Source organism: Bordetella ansorpii (genome assembly GCF_900078705.1).
GTDB classification, from domain to species: Bacteria; Pseudomonadota; Gammaproteobacteria; order Burkholderiales; family Burkholderiaceae_B; genus Bordetella; species Bordetella ansorpii_A.
Map to the genome: position 1 here is coordinate 101673 of NZ_FKIF01000006.1, position 18669 is coordinate 120341.

Consider the following 18669-nt stretch of genomic DNA (forward strand, 5'->3'; position numbering starts at 1 on the left):
TTACAAGGTTTGGAAAATATGGCGACATCTACCGGGTGGTTTTTTTGGGCACTTTTATCTGCCGTTTTTGCGGCACTAACCGCCATTTTTGCCAAGATTGGTATTCAAGACGTCGATTCGGATCTAGCCACATTGATCCGTACGGTGATAATTATCGTTGTACTGTCTTTGTTCGTGGTTTACACGGGTAAATGGGCCAATCCACTAGAGCTTTCGCCCAAGACCTGGCTATTTCTTGGATTGTCTGGCCTGGCGACAGGGGCGTCTTGGGTATGTTATTTTCGTGCCCTCAAAATAGGCGACGCCTCCAAGGTGGCGCCCGTTGATAAGCTTAGTCTAGTCCTGGTTGCCGTGTTTGCATTCACATTCTTGGGTGAGCGGCCGTCGCTACGTGAATGGTTCGGTATCGCTATGGTCGCCGGCGGTGTCCTTTTGCTTGCCTTCAAGCGCTAGCGCGTCGACGGGTAATCCCCCCATTTTTAGCGTTTGCCAGAAGTAGGAACGCTATGCGGCCATGGCGAGCCGCTGTTTCGGGGTAAATCCGCCCAGTGCCATGTTCGGGCGCTCGTGATTGTAGGACCACATCCACTGCGTGGCGACACGCTGAACGTGATCCAGATCGTCCCAATGATATTGGGACAGCCATTCGTAGCGAACGGTCCGGTTGAATCGCTCGACGTAGGCGTTCTGCTGGGGTCGGCCCGGTTGAATATATTCGAGCTTGATGCCCCATGTGCCTGCCCACTGCACAATGGCCGCACTCAGGTACTCCGGACCGTTGTCGCAACGAATCGCCGAGGGTTTTCCTCGCCAGCCAATGATCTGCTTGAGCGTGCGAATCACACGTTCTGAAGGCAGCGAGAAGTCGACCTCGATGCCCAGCGCCTCGCGGTTAAAGTCGTCGATCACGTTCAGCACTCGGATGCTACGTCCGTCGGCAAGTTGGTCGTGCATGAAGTCCATCGACCACACCTGGTTGACCTGGGACGGTACCGTCAACGACTCGGGCGCCTGCCGAACCAGCCGTTTGCGCGGTTTGATCCGCAAGTTCAATTCGAGCTCGCGGTAGATCCGGTACACACGCTTGTGGTTCCACCGGAAGCCGCGGACATTACGCAGGTACAGAAAGCACAACCCAAAGCCCCAGTTGCGGTGGTTGTCCGTCAGGCGAAGCAGCCAGTTTGCGATCTCCTCGTTCTCGGCGTCGATCTTGGCGACGTACCGATATGAGCTTGCCCCCGAATGACGGAGTCCTTAGTTCCAGTTAAATTGGAAAGAAGGAGCAAGGAATGTCAGATTCGAGAAGGCGTGCAAGGTACACGCAGGAATTCAAAGAGGAAAGTGTCCGGCAGGTGCTGGCGGGGGCGTCTGTGGGCTCGGTGGCCAGCTCGCTGGGCATCCCAAAGGCCAGTTTAGGTAATTGGGTTCGCCAGCAACAACGCGGTGAGCTGGGTGTCGTCGCAACACCGACGACGGCTCCCGGTGCTGTGTCGGCCGAGCAAATGGAGATTGCCCGTTTACGGGCGGAGGTCGTGCAGCTGAGGATGGAGCGCGATATAGCAAAAAAAGCCGCGGCGTACTTTGCGCAGGACACGCTGCAAAGTACGCCTGGATTCAAGAAATGAAGGGCCACTGGCCTGTCCGGGCGATTTGCCGGGTGCTGGGAGTCAGTGAGAGCGGCTACTACGGTTGGCAGCGCTGTTGCGGCGGACCGACGCGCAGGCGGCTGCCGGATGAGCGGGTGTTGGTTCACATCCGAGCCATCCACCGCGAGGTCAAGGGGGAATATGGTTGGCCACGAATCCATCAGGAGCTGCGTCGCCGAGGGCTGCGTGTAGGCAAGGAACGGGTGCGGCTGCTGATGCAAGCCCATGGCGTGCGTGGCAGGGTCAAACGCAAGTATGCTTCCACGACCGACAGCAAGCATGCGCTGCCGGTGGCCCCGAATCTGGTACAGCGGCAATTCAATCCTCCTGCACCAGATCAGATCTGGTGTGGTGACATCACGTATTTGCCGACAGAGCAGGGTTGGCTGTATCTGGCGACCGTGCTCGACTTGTTCAGTCGAAAGATCGTAGGATGGAGCATCAAGCCCCACATGCAGACCAGCCTGGTGAAGGATGCCCTGGAAATGGCGTACCTGCGCAGACTGCCGGCGCCTGGGCTGATATTCGATAGCGACAGAGGTAGTCAATATTGCAGCCATGAGTTCCAGCAAATATTGCGCACCCGGCAGATACGTGCCTCAATGAGCAGGAAGGGGGATTGTTGGGATAACGCCCCGATAGAAAGCTTCTGGGCCCGCCTCAAGCTGGCGAGTTTGGAGGGGCGGAAATTCGCTTCCCACCGAGTCGCTACGGCTGCTGTGATGGACTGGATAACATTCTATAACCACCGACGACTGCATTCGGCATTGGGCTATACGAGTCCGATGGAATATGAAGAACGCTGGCATGCGAGCCAATATAAGGTCGCTGCCTGAACCCGAGGCTAAGGACTACGAGAAACGGGGGCAATATCACAAATCGATCAGCTACAAGATTCGTCTGTCCCGAGAGTCGCTGCAGGTGCGTAATGACCTCGTAGGGGCCATCGGCTATTGGACGCGTGCAGATTCCGCACTGGCTAGCGGTTTCAATGCGTGATCGCGAAGAAATCCCTACGCCATATCCAGCTGCGACCCAGAGCAACAACATCTCAAAAGAACTGACATGCTGGACATTTGGCCTTTCCGTTGATGACATGGAGGACAGGTACTGGTCCAGCGAAGGAGAATATTCGGCCTTCCATCGAAACACGGAGTGCTCCTTAAGTTCATCTATTCTGATTGACTGCTGCCGGAGCAGTGGGTATCGCAGCGGCGTGGCAAGAGCTGTCGCCTCAAACCAAAGAGAAAGACTCTTCAGCGAAGAATCGCTCACCTGCTTCAGAGAAAGGCCGACGTCGAAGCGCCGTTTGTAGAGGCCTGTAATGAGATCGCTCGTCGTAACCTCATTAAATTCCATAGAAACATCGGGCTCCTCCGCGCGCTGCAGGGCAAGCAATGCAGCTAGGTTCGAAGAGGCCACACCAGGCGCTATGGCGAGCCTGAGCTGTGGGCGTGGGCTGGTGGCGTCGTGCATGAGAGGCCCCAAGAAGCGATAAGACAAGGATGGAAAGTCTTCATGATAGCTAGTTTGAGTTAAACTTAACGTGGTTAAATTGTCGGGGCTGTTCGACGCTTCCAAGGATGGAGAAGCGAACTGTCCGACGAGGCCGTCCCCCAGGCACTACCACTTTCGACGCCGAGCCAGCGTTGGCATTCGGAGCGGCCGTTCGTGTCGCCCGCCTGACGCAAGGTATTGCTCAGGAAGAACTGGCTGCGAAAGCAGGGATCGAGCGATCGCACATGGGCAAAATAGAGCGTGGGGAGCACATGCCCACTCTCGCTCTGATCTTAAGAATCGCCGCCGGACTCAAGCTTAGTGCTGCGGAACTCGTCAGCGCAGCAGAACGCAATCTTCGTGCCGCGGCGCACGATTCAGATAGGCATTGACGCTTTAGTCATCCGGAGGTCCTCGCAGACGTTCGATGAAGCGATCCAGTGAAACCGATGAGTTGCTGCTTTCTGGCCGAAGCAGATAGGTTGTGATTACCGCCGTGTCCTGCGCCAGAGGGCGAATCACCACGTCCGGCCTCTGGCTGATGGGAATCTTGGTCGCTGTCATGAAACCAATCCCATAGCCTGCGCCGACCAGCGTTAGCATCATGTCCAGCGACGACACTTCTTCGACAACGTTGAGCCTGTGTTCCAGAACCTGTAGCAGCCGATTTAGTTCTCGGCAGTAGCCTTCGCAGGCCAGTTTGTCGCACAGAACCAGTGGGTGACCCTGAAGTTCGTTGAGCGGAACTTGCTTGTGCGCAAGAAGCGAGTGCCGCGCTGGCACGGCGATCACAATCGGGTCTCGCCAGATCGGTTCAGCCACGATGCCTTCGCCAACATCCGCCGCGTGTGCAAATCCGATCGTGAAGTCGCCAGACCGTAGGCCCCGTATCTGCTCGGTCAGCGGTACCTCGGAGAGACGTATCTCGACCTCGGGCTCTTCCGCGTGGCAACGAGCTAGGAACGCCGATAGTCGTGGGTCCATCGCACCATCGGAAATTGCAATGCGCAGGCTGCCCCTCAGGCCCGCGGCAATGGCTCTGGCATTCTCACGCGCTTGCTCCAGGACAGTGAAGAGTCGGCGGGTGTCCTGCAAGAATGCCGCCCCCGCCACGGTCAGCCGTGTGCCCCTGCGGTCGCGGTCAAACAGCGTGACCCCAAGCTCATCTTCCAATTCCTTGATCGCGCGAGACAAGGGGGGTTGCTCTATGTGCAGCCTCTCGGCCGCCCGCGTGAAATGCAACTCCTCTGCCAAGACGACAAAGCATCGTAGATGACGCAACTCCATAAATCGGGCTCCTCGCAGGTTCTCCTTCGCGCCAGATGTCCCGTGGACGAATCACGGTGGATGGGGAGACTGGATCCATTCCAGGGAAGTTGATGCGCTTGACATCGCAAAAACTGGCATCTTGAGCGCTCGTGGTTGCTCGTGACGCGTCCAAAGCGCGCGCGCCCAATCAGGGCGCGCGTCTCTGTCACACTGTGCAGAAGCTTTGAAAAGCACCGCGCACCCGCGGCGTCATCCGCCGTGCTCTTTTTGTAGCAGCGACCCGAGGCGAGCGACTTCATTGCTGGTGATCGCGATGTTGCGCCCATCCTTCGTCGACACCGAAGCCCCGACATTGAGATAGACGGCGCGCCCGAAGCGGCTTTCCTGTGCCATCTTTCCGTCCTTGAAGATGTACAGCGTTCCCCCGTCAGCCAAGGGAACCATCTCCTTGGCTGCTTGGGCTGCTGCATGACCGGCGAAGGCTGGCACGGAGAGAGCGCTCAACAGGGCGGCAATGACAATTTGCGATTTCATGATCGACTCCTTTGTAAAAACGACGACAACTTGCGCCGCGTCGTTAAATGTAGAAGCAGGCGGTCTACAGAGGGCTTACCCGTGCATTACATTCAATTCATGCGCTGTCATCTGCCGCCCATGAAGGATTAGGTTCCAGTGGGAGACAAGATGCCAAGCCATGCAACGCTCGCCAGAACCAAAACGGCCAAGGTTGCCTCCGTGAACAGACTCTGCCTAAGCTTGATGACTGCCTGTGCGCGATTGCCTGCCTTCAAAGCTGCCTCCAGGCTCGGGCTCAACCGATACCGATTGGCAGCAGCCAACGCCAGCATGCCTGCGAAAAGCAGGAGCTTTACCATCAGCAGCCGGCCATACAGCGTCGAGATGAGCGGATCAAACGATGGTCCGGCGATCAACAGGTAATTGAGAGTTCCACTCACGACGAGTGCAGCCACGATCGCTGTACCTATGCGAGCAAAGCCATTCGACGTCCGACTGAGGACCGCTACCGGGTCTTGCGCGACATCCCGCTTGTGGGATGCCAGCATCAAGAACGCCAACAATGCGCCCACCCAAGCGCCCGCTGCCCAGAGGTGGGTGATATCCGACGCAAGATGGATGTAGCCGCGAACGCCGTCGTCCATGGCGCCGTGGCCTGCCCACGCAAGGGTCGCCAGCGCCACGCCGGTGGAGAGCGCCATCACTGCAAATCGCAAGGTAGCGTTCAATTTCAACATTGCGACGAGCACACACACCAACAGCGCGAGGATGCGAATGCACCAGGCGATGCCCATGTGCGTGCCCGTAATGAGCATGTCGAAAACGTGCGTTGACAGCTCCGCGTAGCTTTGGGCGCCGGACATGGCCTTGGCCATGACCGTCATGCCCCACATCGACAGGGCAATGCCGATGGCAGCGGATGCGCCAATGAGGACGCGATAGCGGCGCGAGATCGTCGAGGATCGCTCGTCGTTGCCCAAAGCATAGAGTCCGAACATGGCGACGCCAAACGCCGCCGCCAGGTCCAGATAAAGCGCCAGGCGCAGGACGATGGTCAACCAATCCCCGGCCATGGGCTTACTTCACCTTGAAGGTGACGTTACCCGTGATCGGATGCGTGTCCGAGGAGACGGCACGCCATTCGACGCGATAGTCGCCGGGCTGGAGCGCCTGTGCTGGCGTGATGACCATGGTCTTGCCGTCGCCGGCACCCGCGACGCTGGCGTTGATCTTCATCGGGCCATGGCTCGCCATTCCCGGCATGCCAGTCATGACAAGGCTCGCGGCGGAGAACTGCGGCACCAGCGTTTCGGAGAACTTCAGCTCGATGGTGGCTGGCGCGGAAACCTGCGACTTGTCGGCTGGCGTTGAAGACACCAGCGAAGGATGCGCGAATGCGGCGGTGGCGAACAGACCAGCAGCGATCGGCGCGACGAGCTTGGCGATGAAATGTGAACGGGTCATAGAGATTTCTACCTTGATGTGTGAGGAGTGGTTTAAGAACGAAGTGCCGAGATAAGGCTTGCACCTTCGCAACGGCGTGGAACGAAAGAAACGGTTCGCTGGGCGATAGCAGGCTCCTGTAGGTTCAGAAAGAAAATCCGGTCACAGTCGGCTCGCTCTCAGGCGCAAGGCGTTGCCAACGACCGACGCCGAACTCAGGCTCATCGCCAATGCTGCGATCAGCGGCGACAGCAGCCAGCCCGTGAGGGGATAGAGAACCCCGGCGGCGATGGGGATGCCCAGCGCGTTGTAGAGGAAGGCGAACATGAGGTTCTGCTTCATGTTGCGCACGGTACTCACCGAGAGCGTGCGAGCGACAGCGATGCCACGCAGGTCGCCCTTGACCAGCGTGACCTGGGCGCTGTTCATCGCCACGTCGGTCCCCGTTCCCATGGCGATGCCCACGTCTGCCTTCGCCAAGGCCGGCGCGTCGTTGATGCCGTCTCCGGCCATGGCGACGATGCGTCCTTCTTTCTGCAGCCGCTCGATCAACATGAGCTTGTCCGCCGGCTTGACCTCACCATGCACCTCGTCGATGCCTAGGCGTGCACCGACGGCTTTGGCGGTGGTCTGCCCGTCCCCGGTGGCCATGATGACCCGCAGGCCCGCAGCCTTCAACGCGGCCAGGGCCTCGGGGGTGCTGCCCTTGACCGGATCGGATACGGCGAGCAAGCCCGCGAGCTGCCCGTCCACAGCCAAGTACATGACGCTTGCCCCTTCGCCGCGCAGAGCTTCGGCCTGGGGTACGAGCGGTTCCACCGATACGCCAGACTGTTCCATCAGCACTGTGTTGCCCAACGCCAGTTGCCGGTGCTCAACCTTTCCGCGCACGCCGATGCCGGTTCCCGATTCAAAGCTCTGAGGCTTCACGAGTTGGAGGCCCTGGGCACGCGCGGCCTGCACGATGGCGTCGGCCAGGGGGTGTTCACTGCCCTGGTCCAGGCTGGCCGCAAGACGCAGCACCTCATCGTTCGTAAAGCCGCGTGCTGCGACGACCTGATCGAAAGCAGGTCGGCCTTCGGTCAGGGTTCCTGTCTTGTCGATGACGAGGGTATCGACCTTGCGAAGATTCTCGATCGCCGCGGCATCGCGGAATAGCACGCCCTGCGTGGCGCCACGGCCCGTTGCGACCATGATCGACATCGGCGTGGCCAGACCCAGCGCGCACGGGCAGGCGATGATCAGAACGGCCACCGCATTGATGAGTCCATAGACCCAGGTGGGCTGCGGCCCGAAGAATCCCCATACAAAGAGCGTCGTGACCGCAATGGCAACGACGGCCATCACGAAGTAGCCGGCAACGACATCGGCCATGCGTTGCATCGGCGCCTTGGAACGCTGCGCCTGGGCGACCATCTGGACGATCTGCGACAGAACGGTGTCCGAGCCGATCCGCTCCGAACGCATGACCAGCGCGCCGCTGGTGTTGAGTGTGGCCCCGATGACCTTGTCGCCCGCGCGCTTGCTTACGGGCAGCGGTTCGCCGGTCAGCATGGATTCGTCAATCGAGCTGCTGCCCTCGTGCACGATGCCATCCACCGGCACCTTCTCGCCGGGTCGGATGCGCAGCAGATCGCCGACGTGCACATGGCTGAGCGGCACGTCTTCCTCGCTGCCGTCCGCATTGATGCGCCGCGCGGTCTTGGGCGCCAGCCCCAGCAGCGACTTGATGGCCGCCGAAGTCTGGGAGCGCGCCTTGAGTTCCAGCACCTGGCCGAGCAGTGTCAGCGAGATGATGACGGCGGCGGCCTCGAAATACACGCCGACCCGTCCCATGGACATGAAGGATGCCGGAAACACTTCTGGCGCAACGGTTGCCACGACGCTGTAGATGAATGCCGCACCTGTTCCCAGGCCGATCAGCGTCCACATGTTCGGGCTGCGGTTGACCACGGACAGCCAGCCGCGGGAGAAGAAGGGCCAGCCGGCCCACAGCACGATCGGCAACGACAGCACCAACTCGACCCAGCTCTGCGTGGCCATGTCCATCAGGTGCAGCCGCTCACCCAGCATCGCCAGCGCCAGAACCACGAGCGTCAACGGCAAGGTCCACCAGAAGCGACGCGAGAAGTCACGCAACTCCGGGTTGTCGTCGTCGAGGTCGGGCAGCAGGGGCTCCAGCGTCATCCCGCACTTGGGGCAGGTTCCCGGATGATCCTGGCGGATCTCCGGGTGCATCGGGCAGGTGTAGATCGTTCCGGGTGCGGTTGGCGATGCCGCCGGGGCCGGTGAAACTGCGGTGCTGGCATGGTGATGCGGCGCATGGCCGCTGCCTGTGCCTATGCCCGCGCCACCGCTGGCATATCGCGCCGGATCGGTGTCGAATTTGGCCTTGCATCCGGTGCTGCAAAACAAGTACGTGTTCCCCAAGTGCGTGGAGCGGTGCTCCGACGCCGCCGTGACCGCCATGCCACACACCGGATCGCGCGTCGCGGCATCGGGCTGCGAGTGGCTTGAGGACCCGCCCGCGTCGTCACTGCCGGCATGGCTGGCGTGATGGTGGTGCTTATGCGGGCCGGACGTTGTGGCACCCGCCGCCATGCCTGCGTGCTCATGTCCTGAAGACTTGCTGGGTGAATTCATAGTGACAAGTGCCCTCCGCCGTTAACCGTTGGTGTCTGGTGATCGCAGCAGGCCGCAGGCGCGCAAGGAGACAAGCGCGGCGTCGCGTGCTCGCACTGTGCGAGCACGCGACTCATTGCTTCTGCTCCTTGGCGGGTGCGGCACCTTCCTCACCCTGACGCGCGGCATGATCGTGTCCGCCGTGGCCGTGACCACGGTGCATGAACAGGTGCATCAGCGGACAAGCCGCCAGCAGCAGGAAGGGGAGATAGCCGGCAACATGTGCCGTGTGCTCCTTGAGCAGGAAATACGCGGCGACAGCGGCGATGATGAGGAACGCCACGCCGTAGCGCGATCGCCAGAACCGGGGACGATCGCTGGGGGTCTGTGTGTGCTGATGCTGCATGGCATATCTCCACGGAAAAGAGTTGATGGATGGTCAGAGATGCGACTGATAGACCGTGCTACTACCGTTTTTCCCGATCAGCAGCACGTCGTAGGCGTCCTTGCGTCCACCATAGGCCGGACCATCCATGCCGGGCGAACCGACCGGCATGCCCGGCGCCGCGAGGCCGATGGCCTGCGGGGCTTCGCGCAGCAAGCGTTGAATGTCCGAGGCAGGCACATGACCCTCGATGGCATAGCCGCCGATCTGCGCCGTGTGGCACGAACCGTACTTCTGCGGGATGCCCAGCCGCGTGCGCGCTGCCGTGTTCCCGGTGTCAAGAACCTGCACATCGAAGCCTGCGCCTTGCAGGTGTGAGACCCAGTCCTTGCAGCAACCGCAGCTCGGGTCCTTCCACACCTTGGCGATCGGTCGGCTCTGCGCCAGGCTCGGTCCTGCGAGTGCCATCACCAACAAGCCAGCGATCAATGCTTGGCGTCTCGGCACTTTGCCCTGGCTTCTGTCGTAGTGCATGTTCATAGATTGCCTCTCATCAGATGATCAAACCCACAAGGTTCTAGAACCAGAATCGCACGCCAGCCACCCAGCGCGTCTGCTGCGCGCGGCCACCTTCGGCACGCACATAGTCCGCTGTGCGTCCGAAGCTGCCCGCCCGTTCCACGCCGATGTAGGGGGCGAACTGGCGACTGAATTCATAGCGCAGGCGCAAGCCAGCAGACGCTTCGGCCAAGCCCTTGCCGATACCGCGTTCCGGGTCGTCCTTGCCATAGAACTGCAATTCGGCACGAGGCTCCAGAATCAGTCGCTGGGTCAGCAGCAGCTCGTAGCTGCCTTCGACACGCAGCGCCGTACGTCCGCCACTTCCCACGTAGCCCGTCGCCTCCAGCTCGAACCAGTAGGGGGCGAGGCCCTGGATGCCGAAAGCCAACCATTGACGGCTCGGGCCTTCTCCGTTATCCACCCGAACGCCGAGCTGGGTGTCCCAGTACGGTGCGACGGCGTGCCCCCAGAGAAGCTCGGTACGCGATTCTTCGAGCTTTCCTTTGGCGATATCGCCTTCGGCCTTCACGACGGCCTTGTTGTAGGTCGTCCCATACCAAGCCTGGAGGTCGTAGGCCGTGGAATCGTCCCCTTTGCGCGTGAAGCGGCGTTCCAGGGTTTCGCCGCGCAACGAGAAGAACCTGTGTTCGTCGGCCAGCATCAGCCGCGGCACACCGGGTACGGCGTAGTCGCCCGATCCCAATGTCAGGCCATTGGAGTAGCCATGCGGATCGCGGGCGTCAGGAGGCGCCGACCCGCCCTGCATCTGCATGTTGCCGTGATCCATGGCCGGGGCTGCGGTGGAGCCGCTCGCCGGCGCCGCGTGACCCGCGTGCGGATCGGCGGCAGGAGGCACGGTCTGAGTGGATGGCGCGGCCGTTTGAGCGTCGGTCTGGCCGTGCGCTGCATGGTCGTTCTGTGCTTGTGCCTGGGCGGCGACGCTTACCAGGGCCAGGAGCGTCGTGGCCAGTGCGCGAGTGGGGAGTGCTTTGGACATTCTTGGTCTTCCTTGTGCGCTGGGTTCAAGACACCACGACTTCGCGGAACATGCCGGCATCCATGTGGAACATCAGGTGGCAGTGCCAAGCCCAGCGGCCGAGCGCGTCGGCTGTCACCAGGAAACTGATGCGTTGTGCCGGTTGCACCGGCAGGGTGTGGCGGCGCGCCAGGAAGCGACCGTCGGGGCTTTCCAGCTCGCTCCACATGCCGTGCAAGTGCATGGGATGGGTCATCATGGTGTCGTTGTGCAGAATGACCCGCAGCCGCTCACCGTGTTTGAAGTGCACCGGCGTGGACTTTCCGAACTCCAGTCCGTCCAGGGACCATGCGTAGCGTTCCATGTTGCCCGTGAGGTGCAGTTCGACCTCCCGACCAGGGCCTCTCTTGTCCAACGGCCCCGACGGGGTATGCAGATCCGCGAGGGTCAACACGCGCCGACCGTTGTTGCGCAGTCCGATGCCGGGGTCATCGAGGTTGGTGCGCGCCATGTCAACGCGCATGTCCGTGCTGGAACCATACTCGGTGCGAGCGTGGCGAGCAGTAGTGCTGGGCACGGCCAGTCCCCCCGCCGCCGCGGCGTGTTGGCTGTGATCCATCGCCATGCCACCGTGGTTCATGGCGCCGTGATTCATGCCTGCCATCGCCCCATGATCCATCCCGGACATCGAACCCGAGCCCATCCCGGTCATCCCGGTCATGCCCGTCATGCCCGTCATCCCGGTCATCCCGGTCATCCCGGTCATCTCCATGGCCTGGCCGGACCCGCCATGGTCCATGCCCCCCATCATGCCGCCCATCATGTCGTTCATGGTCAGCCATTCGACCGGATCGAGGGCAGGCACGGGAGCTTGAAGACCTTCACGCACGGCCAGCGTGGCACGCGCGTAGCCTGTCCGGTCCATCGCCTGGGCGAAGATCGTGTAAGCGTCATCCCGTGGCTGGACGATCACATCGACGGTTTCGCCAGGACCGAATCGGAACTCATCGACGGTCACCGGCTCCACGTCAACACCATCGACGTGCACCACCGTGAGTTTCAGTCCTGGAATGCGTACGTCGTAGAAGGTGTTGCCCGCACCGTTGACCATGCGCAGCCGCACGCGCTCACCCGGTCGGAACAGCGCCGTCCAATTGCCGGCGGGGGTGACGCCGTTGGCCAGATAGGTCAGCGTGGCGGCAGACAGATCTGCGAGATCCGTCGGATTCATCCGCATCTCGTTCCACATCTTGCGCTTGTCGATCGCAGCGGCCGTGCCTTCGCGCGAGGCGTCCCGGAAGAAGTCGAAGACGGTAGGTTGGTTGTAGTTGTAATAGTCGCTTTGGGACTTGAGCTTGGTGAACACCCGCATCGGGTCTTCGTCGGTCCAATCCGAGAACAGCAGCACGTGGTCACGGTCGGCGTGGATGGTCTCGGCGCCAGCGGGGTCGATGATGATCGCCCCGTACATGCCCGTGAGTTCCTGGAAGCCGGAGTGCGAGTGGTACCAGTAGGAGCCGCTCTGCTGAACCTTGAAGCGGTACGTGAAGGTCTCGCCGGGAGCGATGCCATTGAAGCTGATGCCCGGCACGCCATCCATCTGATACGGCAGGATGATCCCGTGCCAGTGAATGGATGTGGCTTCACGCAGCTTGTTGGTTACACGGATTGTGACGGTGTCACCCTCGCGCCAACGCAATGTCGGTGCCGGCAGCGAGCCGTTGATGGTCGTAGCCACGCCTGGCTTGCCCGTGAAGTTCACGGGCGATTCGGCGATCACCAAGTCGAACTCGGTGCCCTTCAGCACAGGGGCGGCACCGCGCGTCGCGGAGCCTTGCTGGGCAAATGCCTTGAACGCCGGCGTGGACAGCCCAGCGAGAACGCCGCCGGCGGCTAACCCTTGGACGAAACGCCGACGAGAAAGGCCCTGTGTGGGCACGATAAAAAAGGGTGAACGAGGCGGCATGGCCTGAAATCCTCCATAGATGACTCGGAAGTCGTTCTAAACGCCACCCCATCCTGAGCGGCACAGTTCGACGCAATGCAGGTCATGCTATGGGTTGGGCACTTTCCATCGAATGACCCCTGAATTACATTCATGTAATGTTCGTGTCATGTTCGTGGAAGCTGGCAACCAGTAAATTGCTGATTGAAAGTGGATGAATGCGTACATCGTGAGCGGCTATTTTTCCGCGCCGTAGCGATTTCATGGGACATGCGATGAAACTGCTGGTCGTTGAAGACGAGAACAAGACGGCGGATTACGTCCGCCAAGGTCTCATGGAGGCGGGATTCGTCGTGGATCTGGCGCGCAACGGATTGGACGGACACCACCTGGCCATGGGCGAGACATACGATCTGGTGGTCTTGGATGTCATGCTGCCGGATGTCGATGGCTGGCGCATCGTGCGTGCCCTTCGAGATGCCGGTAAACAGGTCCCTGTGCTCTTTCTGACGGCGCGTGGCGGTGTAGACGACCGTGTCAAGGGATTGGAACTGGGAGCGGACGACTACCTCGTCAAGCCATTCGCGTTCTCTGAGTTGCTGGCGCGGGTGCGGACGCTGCTGCGACGCGGAAGCGCTCCGAGCCAGCCTGATCGCATCCAGGTTGCCGATTTGGTGCTGGACTTGGCGCGCCGGCGCGCAACGCGCGCTGGCCAACGCATCAATCTCACCAGCAAGGAGTTCGCGTTGCTTGAGCTCCTGGCCCGTCGCCAGGGGGAGGTCCTTCCACGGTCTCTGATCGCGTCGCAGGTATGGGACATGAATTTCGACAGCGACAGCAACGTCATCGATGTAGCCATCCGCCGTCTACGCGCGAAGATAGACGATGCGTTCAATCCGAAGCTCATCCACACCGTGCGTGGAATGGGATACACGCTCGATGCGCCCGATGATGCCCCTGCGCCATAAGCCGCGGCAAAGCCGTCCAGCGTCGCTTGCATTGAGGGTCACGGCCCTCGTTGGTATCGCCACGACCTTGGTGTTTCTTGTGTTCAATTGGGTCATTCTCCGGTCGTTGGAGCACCACTTTGCTCAACAGGATGCCCACGAACTGGAGGCAGTGACAACCGCTTTGGCTCAGCCCTTGCACCAGCTTGCAAGTGACATCGCAAGCGACGAACTGAAGCAACACTTGGCCAACGCAGTCGCAGGACATCATGGGATGACGTACGGCGTCTACGATGGGGCTGGCAATAGCATCTATGCCACGCCCGGTCCTGACCTGTCTAAACTTGCCAGTAGCAAAAAGTTGGTCAACCGCATCACCGCTGACGATTTGATCGTGTGGCAGGAGGATCAGAGGTCATATCGAGGTGTGGTGCTGCAACTGCCTGCTGACGATTCAGCGGCGCCCGGCTACCGCATCGTCGCTGCCATGGACATCGGCTTTCATCTCGACTTCCTGGCGGAGTTCAAGCGCATGCTCTGGTGGGCAACCGGCTTGGTCATGTGCCTGGCGCTCGGTGTGGCTTGGCTGGCGGTGCAGTGGGGCCACCTGCCGATTCGCAAGGTCAATGAAGAGATTCGGGCGATTCGCTCTTCAAAGCTGGATGTGAGGCTGGATCCTCGGGATGTGCCGATCGAACTGGCGGAACTGGTATTCGCCTTCAACGATATGTTGGCGAGAATCGAGGAAGGCTTCACCCGGCTATCACACTTTTCCGCAGACATAGCGCACGAGTTGCGCACGCCCGTCACCAACCTGGTCACGCAGACTCACGTAGCGCTTGGCCAGCCGCGCAGCAACGAGGAATACAGAGAAATCCTCTATTCAAATTTGGAAGAGTTTGATCGGATGGGACGCATGATTGGAGACATGCTGTTTCTTGCCCAAACGGAAAATGATCCCCGCAACTTGCGCTTGTCTACAATTGATCTGTCCGAATTGGTGCGGAGTCTGTTCGACTATTTCGAGGCGCTGGCAGAAGATAGCGGCATTACGCTTGGCGTTAAAGGGGCGATCGGCAGCATAGCGGCGGATCGGGAAATGCTCACCCGGGCGCTGAACAATCTTCTCTCGAACGCAATTCGACACACTCCTCGCGGGAAGAGCATCACGGTCTTGCTCTCGCAGGATGAGCAGTGGACAACGATCAGTGTGGTCAATCCCGGTGAGAAAATTCCTGAGCCCGATCTACCAAAGCTCTTCAATCGATTCTACCGAGTTGATCCGGCACGGCAACGAAATACGGCGGGCGCCGGTCTTGGCCTTGCCATCGTGAAATCGATTGCGGAGGCGCATGGTGGTTCTGTTGCCGTGACCTCCAGCGAGCTTGTCACAAGATTTGACTTGGCACTGCCCCATCTGCGGCAGTAGTCCGGGTGAGCTTCGGTGCCGGATAGCCGCATTCGGAGATGCAATGGCGCAGATCCTTGACCCTGAGGCATCGCTCGTCGAGATGAATCGTTGCGCTTCCCGCAACATAGTTGGCATCCGCATTATGGACGCCGTGAAGATACAGCAGCTTGCGGCGCACTCCCTCACCGCTCAGGCTCGATACAAGCCCTCCGACTTCAACGTTGATCGACTTCATGAATGCTCTTTCCTGTTAGCTGTATTTGTGGTGTCAAGGAGCGAATCGGCCCGAGTCCAGACAGTCCTGCGAGAACTCGAAGACAATCTCCCGGTCGGGAGCGATGACCTTATGCTTCTTGCCGGCGTAGTGCAGCCCAGAGACGGGAGAGGCGCTGCCTTGTTCCATCATCGCTGCGCTCATCGGGCCTTTGGCTCTGTCTGAATAAAGGTGCGCTTTGGCGGCAATAGACTGCCCCGGCGAAATTGAGGAGGTCATGTTGACGCCCCTTGCTTTCCTGAAGTCTGTTCGCAGTGTCTGGTCTCACCCAACAGGGATAGATAGGGATTGCTCGGAGGCGTTTCCGAGAAAAGCAGGCTCGGATCTTCCAGAAGGTATCCATGCAGACGGCGGGATTTTCTAGGCCCGGTTACTTCACAGGTCCAGATGTTCAGGCCGTTCGGTTGCTTGCGATGCAGCTGCAGCCTCTCGAAGCGCTTTTGTATCCACTGCCAGTCTTGCTGGCTCTCCTGCTTGGCCAGCGCGCTGACTTGCGGATGCTCCTGCGCATAGCGCTGGAATACGCCGGGGCTGACCAGGTAGGCGGTGCCGCTCGCGGTATGCACGAGCGCTTTCGCGTCGTTGATGATGAGCCGGCGGGAAGCGATGCCTTGTTTCAGCCACGCCATGAAGTGCTCTCCGGATGGCGCTGTCGTGGGCTTGGGCGCTGGGGACGAACGCTGAGGTGCGGTCAAGGTCGTCGCTTCAGTACGCGCGGCAGACACCGGCTCCGAAGGTGCTTCAGCGTCCTGCCGGGTTGCGGGTGAATTCACCATGCCCACCATCGAAAGCATGTCTTCCATGGCGTCGGGCAGCGGTTCACCTTTCGCTGGACGAGAGGGGTTACCTCCCTCCCATGGCGGAACCTCTTGGCCCTCCGAGGCTGACTGCGCTCCGGCCGGCGGAGTAGTGGCTGACACATCGGGCCCTTTGTCCGTGGCCGCCGCGTCGATCGCCACTGTGCCGGCGAACAGCGCCGGCCTCTCGCTTGGCTCCCAGATCAGCGCGGGCCCGAGGCGCAACAGCGTGAACGAGTGACACCAGCCGGTGGAACTGGTCACGGTCGCGCGCCAGATCGCCTTGCCGTCGGGCGTCGGCTGCAACATGCCGTGATCCTGGAGGACGTTGAACACCGCGGTGTTGTTCGCAGGAATGCCGTCAACGCCTTGGGACAGCAGGTGCGCACGCAGTTTGTCCGATACCGTCTTGCTCACCAGCCACAGCGCGTCCTCGGTGAGCCAGCCATCGGAGGCTTCCGGCTGGTTCAGCTTCAACTCTTCCTTGAGCAGATAACGCAGCCCGTCGAGCAGCTTGCGTTGCAGTGCGTGCTTGGGCGCGGCCATGACGCGGGCCGGATCACCACCCAGCTCCTGCGCCACAGAAGCGCGATCAGCCTGCACGACAAGCTCGCCCAGGACCCCGGCATGCTCGTACTGTCCGGCCAAGACGTAGAGCAGCGGTGCCCATAGCGCAGGGTAGCCACTGAGCCAGTCCAAGAGTTGGGCGTCCAGCAGTTGGCGATAGAGCAGCCCTGTCGCGGCACTGTGCAGCCGGTACTCGCGGTCCTCGCGGTAGCGGAAGCGGTACGGCTGGTGCAGCGGGCCGTGCCACGGGTGCCAGGTGCTGCCATCGGCCAGCTCCACGTGCAGATCGACAGCGATCTTGCCGATGTCGTGCAGCAGTGCCGCGTAGGCGACGGCAGCGGTCCAGGCCTCGGATTGCGCCGCCTGGTCCTCGGGGCTGGCGCCGACGGGCAGCAGATGGGATTGCCGTAGCTTCAGGCTGTAAGCGACGATTTCGAGGCCGTGATCGAGCATGCCGCCCGGGTATGCGTGGTGATGCGCTTCGGAAGCCGGGAACACCTGGACCAATTCGGCGTAGCGTTCTAGCGGCGTGCGGTACAGGGTGGCGAACTGTTTGCGCGAGAGCGATGTGCGATGCCAGATGTGCTCCAGCAGCTTCTGCCGGCGCGGCGTCGCCAGCAGCGATGCAGCCGACTCGGGCCGCAACAACCCTTTCGGAAGATCGGTGGCGGGCGCTGGCGACGGAGCGGCAGCGACCGGGGGCCGTTTTCGCTGGAACAGTGAGAGCATGTAAGTGTCCTGGTGGCGGGCCGACCGGGAGGCCTTTTCGCCTTTTCGAGGTAGGGCCTTTCCCCTTGCACCCCATTCCCTTGCCCTTTCTGCCCTTTGGCCTTTAACCATTTGGGTATAGGGCGTGGGGCATTGACCGTCCACGGCCAATGCGGGGTTCGGCGGGCCGGATTGATGCGTGAAGGCTTGGTGTTCCCGCACTACGATGGGCCGATTCTTGGACTCGGGAGGACGCCATGCGACCCCATATTGACACGGTAAGGAATATTCCTTACCATCGAGGCATCGCTATTAGGAGAACGGCCATGCCTGCCATTCATGAAATTGCCACCCTGACCTCAAAAGGCCAGATCACGCTGCCCAAGCCCATCCGGCAGGCGCTCGGCGTCGATGCCGGCGGCAAGGTTGCGTTCGACCTGCGTGACGGAGAAGTCGTCGTGACCCGTGCCAACGCCGAGCATGAGGACCCCGCCATCGGTGCGTTCCTGAGTCTGCTGGCCCGCGACATCGAGGCGGGCCGGAACGTCCATGGCCTGCCCGAGGACCTGGCTCGCGCCATGCTGGAGCAAGCGGGTCACGGCGTGAAGCTGGACGAGGAAATCGACGGGGAAGTGGCGCTCTGATGCAACGGCATGGCTGGACGCTGCTATTCCATGACTGCGTAATCGAGCAGTTGCAGAAGTTGGATGCAGCGGCGCGGCGCGCTCAGGAGAACGATCCGGAGGGCTTCGAGTCCAACGCCAACGTCAAGCTCTTCCGGGCTTTGAGTCAGTTGATGCTGGATGTGGTGCCGGGTGATCCGGCACGCGACGAGTACCGCCAGGGCAACACCCTGGGGCCCGCCCACCGGCACTGGCGACGGGCCAAGATCGGAAGGCGGTTCCGGCTGTTCTTCCGGTACGACTCGAAGGCGAAGGTCATCGTGTACGCCTGGGTCAATGATGAGCAGACCTTGCGATCATCGGGGAGCAAGTCAGACCCCTATGCCGTTTTTGAGAAGATGTTGGGACGGGGAAATCCGCCAGACGACTGGAACGCATTGGTACTGGCAAGCAAGCAGAATTGGAGCAAACTGGAATAGGCA

19 protein-coding genes and 2 pseudogenes are annotated in these 18669 nt (G+C 60.9%); 7 read left to right on the forward strand and 14 right to left on the reverse strand.

The genetic code is table 11. From position 1 onward, the window contains the following. Nucleotides 1–18: 18 nt before the first annotated feature. Nucleotides 19–453: an EamA family transporter gene (locus A6745_RS27840; RefSeq protein ID WP_054500158.1), complete on the forward strand. Its 435-nt coding sequence runs from the start codon at nucleotides 19–21 to the stop codon at nucleotides 451–453. Between the two features lie 51 nt (nucleotides 454–504). On the opposite strand, the pseudogene A6745_RS10845 reads toward A6745_RS27840, so the two are convergent. After that, nucleotides 505–1227 (reverse strand): annotated as a pseudogene (locus tag A6745_RS10845) (IS3 family transposase); the annotation flags it as partial. Between the two features lie 62 nt (nucleotides 1228–1289). Here A6745_RS10845 and A6745_RS10855 point away from each other — a divergent pair. Next, a protein-coding gene (locus A6745_RS10855) for an IS3 family transposase (RefSeq protein WP_109421512.1) occupies nucleotides 1290–2482 on the forward strand; the annotation gives its coding sequence in 2 pieces (ribosomal slippage) (nucleotides 1290–1560 and nucleotides 1560–2482; 1194 coding nt in all). A gap of 76 nt (nucleotides 2483–2558) precedes the next feature. On the opposite strand, the pseudogene A6745_RS27845 reads toward A6745_RS10855, so the two are convergent. Further along, nucleotides 2559–3122, reverse strand: a pseudogene (locus tag A6745_RS27845) (LysR substrate-binding domain-containing protein); the annotation flags it as partial. A 107-nt stretch (nucleotides 3123–3229) separates the two neighbouring features. Between A6745_RS27845 and A6745_RS27850 the strand changes: the two are divergent. Continuing rightward, on the forward strand, nucleotides 3230–3535 hold the full coding sequence (locus A6745_RS27850) for a helix-turn-helix domain-containing protein (RefSeq protein WP_071659031.1): 306 nt from the start codon (nucleotides 3230–3232) through the stop codon (nucleotides 3533–3535). Nucleotides 3536–3539: 4 nt separating this feature from the next. Here A6745_RS27850 and A6745_RS10860 read toward each other — a convergent pair whose 3' ends face one another. The 9 genes from A6745_RS10860 to A6745_RS10905 form a co-directional block, all read right to left on the reverse strand. Continuing rightward, entirely contained in the window at nucleotides 3540–4430 is an 891-nt protein-coding gene (locus tag A6745_RS10860) for a LysR family transcriptional regulator (protein ID WP_066126805.1), read from the reverse strand. A 231-nt stretch (nucleotides 4431–4661) separates the two neighbouring features. After that, a complete protein-coding gene (locus tag A6745_RS10865) occupies nucleotides 4662–4946 on the reverse strand; it encodes a CopK family periplasmic copper-binding protein (RefSeq protein WP_003090336.1) in 285 nt (94 codons plus the stop codon). Nucleotides 4947–5074: 128 nt separating this feature from the next. Continuing rightward, the gene (gene copD, locus A6745_RS10870) at nucleotides 5075–6001 is read right to left on the reverse strand and encodes a copper homeostasis membrane protein CopD (RefSeq protein ID WP_016445094.1); all 927 of its coding nucleotides are present in this window, start codon (nucleotides 5999–6001) and stop codon (nucleotides 5075–5077) included. A gap of 4 nt (nucleotides 6002–6005) precedes the next feature. After that, entirely contained in the window at nucleotides 6006–6392 is a 387-nt protein-coding gene (gene copC / locus A6745_RS10875) for a copper homeostasis periplasmic binding protein CopC (protein WP_008063308.1), read from the reverse strand. 141 nt (nucleotides 6393–6533) lie between these two features. Beyond that, on the reverse strand, nucleotides 6534–8972 hold the full coding sequence (locus tag A6745_RS10880; protein ID WP_082853018.1) for a heavy metal translocating P-type ATPase: 2439 nt from the start codon (nucleotides 8970–8972) through the stop codon (nucleotides 6534–6536). A gap of 154 nt (nucleotides 8973–9126) precedes the next feature. After that, nucleotides 9127–9399 (reverse strand): DUF2933 domain-containing protein, encoded by a 273-nt coding sequence (locus tag A6745_RS10890; protein WP_008063316.1) that lies wholly within the window; start codon nucleotides 9397–9399, stop codon nucleotides 9127–9129. Between the two features lie 33 nt (nucleotides 9400–9432). Then, nucleotides 9433–9918 carry a DUF411 domain-containing protein gene (locus A6745_RS10895; protein WP_006226241.1) on the reverse strand — a complete coding sequence of 162 codons (486 nt, stop codon included), beginning with the start codon at nucleotides 9916–9918 and terminating at the stop codon, nucleotides 9433–9435. A 37-nt stretch (nucleotides 9919–9955) separates the two neighbouring features. Next, nucleotides 9956–10936 (reverse strand): copper resistance protein B, encoded by a 981-nt coding sequence (locus A6745_RS10900; protein WP_023086160.1) that lies wholly within the window; start codon nucleotides 10934–10936, stop codon nucleotides 9956–9958. Nucleotides 10937–10961: 25 nt separating this feature from the next. Continuing rightward, on the reverse strand, nucleotides 10962–12881 hold the full coding sequence (locus A6745_RS10905; RefSeq protein WP_023657320.1) for a copper resistance system multicopper oxidase: 1920 nt from the start codon (nucleotides 12879–12881) through the stop codon (nucleotides 10962–10964). Nucleotides 12882–13135: 254 nt separating this feature from the next. On the opposite strand from A6745_RS10905, the gene A6745_RS10910 reads away from it, so the two are divergent. Together A6745_RS10910 and A6745_RS10915 are read left to right on the forward strand one after the other, a co-directional pair. Further along, a complete protein-coding gene (locus A6745_RS10910) occupies nucleotides 13136–13828 on the forward strand; it encodes a heavy metal response regulator transcription factor (RefSeq protein WP_003097513.1) in 693 nt (230 codons plus the stop codon). Next, nucleotides 13812–15236 (forward strand): heavy metal sensor histidine kinase, encoded by a 1425-nt coding sequence (locus tag A6745_RS10915; protein WP_021195321.1) that lies wholly within the window; start codon nucleotides 13812–13814, stop codon nucleotides 15234–15236. The genes A6745_RS10910 and A6745_RS10915 overlap by 17 nt, the downstream gene beginning before the upstream one ends. Here A6745_RS10915 and A6745_RS27855 read toward each other — a convergent pair. Genes A6745_RS27855 through mobH form a run of 3 tightly spaced genes read right to left on the reverse strand, consistent with a single transcriptional unit; the run spans nucleotide 15196 to nucleotide 17585 of the window. After that, nucleotides 15196–15453: a heavy-metal-associated domain-containing protein gene (locus tag A6745_RS27855; RefSeq protein WP_013391817.1), complete on the reverse strand. Its 258-nt coding sequence runs from the start codon at nucleotides 15451–15453 to the stop codon at nucleotides 15196–15198. The genes A6745_RS10915 and A6745_RS27855 overlap by 41 nt on opposite strands. A gap of 33 nt (nucleotides 15454–15486) precedes the next feature. Further along, nucleotides 15487–15711: a hypothetical protein gene (locus A6745_RS10920; RefSeq protein ID WP_034012201.1), complete on the reverse strand. Its 225-nt coding sequence runs from the start codon at nucleotides 15709–15711 to the stop codon at nucleotides 15487–15489. Beyond that, nucleotides 15708–17585: a MobH family relaxase gene (gene mobH / locus A6745_RS10925; RefSeq protein WP_066126813.1), complete on the reverse strand. Its 1878-nt coding sequence runs from the start codon at nucleotides 17583–17585 to the stop codon at nucleotides 15708–15710. The genes A6745_RS10920 and mobH overlap by 4 nt, the downstream gene beginning before the upstream one ends. 305 nt (nucleotides 17586–17890) lie before the next feature. Here mobH and A6745_RS10930 point away from each other — a divergent pair, with 305 nt between their 5' ends. Then, entirely contained in the window at nucleotides 17891–18208 is a 318-nt protein-coding gene (locus A6745_RS10930) for a type II toxin-antitoxin system PrlF family antitoxin (RefSeq protein ID WP_066126818.1), read from the forward strand. Further along, nucleotides 18208–18666, forward strand: a complete 459-nt coding sequence (locus tag A6745_RS10935) for a type II toxin-antitoxin system YhaV family toxin (protein ID WP_066126820.1) — start codon at nucleotides 18208–18210, stop codon at nucleotides 18664–18666. The genes A6745_RS10930 and A6745_RS10935 overlap by 1 nt, the downstream gene beginning before the upstream one ends. Nucleotides 18667–18669 lie beyond the last annotated feature (3 nt).